Source organism: Paenibacillus sp. FSL H7-0331, assembly GCF_001956045.1.
Map to the genome: position 1 here is coordinate 1 of NZ_MRTH01000137.1, position 1477 is coordinate 1477.

Consider the following 1477-nt stretch of genomic DNA (forward strand, 5'->3'; position numbering starts at 1 on the left):
GGCAAAGAGAAAGCGTGGAACGCGAAGGGTATGCAGGAGCGTGGAGTATCGGAACTCGGGAAGGTAGAGAAAGAGATGGTGCAAAGGATCTGATGGAACGCATTCTGAACAGAGATAATCTGAACCGGGCGTACAAGCAGGTCAAACGCAATCATGGAGCGCCCGGGATCGATGGGATGACCATCGAGGCGGCGTTGCCATGGTTGCAGGAAAACAGAGAGGAACTGTTGCAAAGTATCCGGGAAGGGAAATACAAGCCAAGCCCAGTGCGGCGCAAGGAAATCCCCAAACCAGATGGAAGCGGCGTTCGAAAGCTGGGCATCCCGACCGTCGTAGATCGGGTAATTCAGCAAGCGATCGCCCAGCAACTGCAACCGTTATTCGAGCCGCTCTTCTCGGACGGAAGCTACGGCTACCGCCCGGGGCGCAGTGCGCAGCAAGCGATTCGGAAAGTCAAAGCGTATGCCGAACAAGGTTATGGACAAGCGGTGGAAATCGATCTGTCTAAATACTTCGACACGTTGAACCATGAGCTTCTGTTGAATTTGCTGAGCAAACAAATCCAGGATAAGCGCGTCATCGGCCTGATCAAGAAGTATCTGAAAAGCGGAGTCATGGAGAACGGCGTGCGCCGGGCAACGGAAGAAGGCTCGCCCCAGGGCGGCCCGTTGTCCCCGCTTTTGGCGAATATCTACCTGAACGAATTTGATCAGGAGATGGAAAGCCGAGGCGTAAGGGTCATCCGCTATGCGGATGATATCGTGGTGCTGGCGAAGAGTAAACGAGCAGCCATCCGGCTGCTGGAAACCAGCCGGATGTATTTGGAACAGAAGCTGAAGCTCCAAATGAACACGCAGAAGAGCAAAGTGGTCAGTGTCGTGGCGCAGAAACATTTCAAATTCCTCGGATTTGCTCTAGGGAAGAACGGAAAGGGCGTATACGTACGCGTACACCGCCAACCCTTGGTCAAGGCAAAGAAGAAGCTGAAGGAGCTAACGAGCCGAAGCCAAGGCAGGAATGCCCGACAGGTGATGGAGAACGTAAAGGTCTACATTCGCGGCTGGATCGGCTATTTCTACGTAGCGGACATGAAACGAATCCTGCAAAGCTGGAATGAATGGTTGCGAAGACGGATGCGGATGTACATCTGGAAGCAATGGAAGAAGCCGAGGACGAAGGTGCAAAACTTGCGAAAGTTGGGAATACCGGAGTGGCAAGCTTACCAATGGGGAAATACCCGATTGGGCTACTGGCGGATAGCCGGAAGCGCAATATTGAATCGCTCTGTAACAAACGAAAGGCTCGCACAGGCAGGGTATTATGACTTCCCTGCCCAATACGAGCGTTTACGTCAATTGCGCTCAAGCGGTTGAACCGCCGTATACCGAACGGTACGTCAGACTGTCTAACAATTATTCATAAATCTTTGTTGTTGGCATGGAAATGAATGGTCTTTGTCGAATCTCTATATAAAAGG

1 protein-coding gene is annotated in these 1477 nt (G+C 52.1%); it reads left to right on the top strand.

Features of this window, described 5'->3' with window-relative positions; translation table 11 throughout:
• A partial coding sequence (ltrA, locus tag BK127_RS42130) for a group II intron reverse transcriptase/maturase (protein WP_218639090.1) occupies positions 1-1373 on the top strand: 1373 nt, incomplete at its 5' end.
• Positions 1374-1477 lie beyond the last annotated feature (104 nt).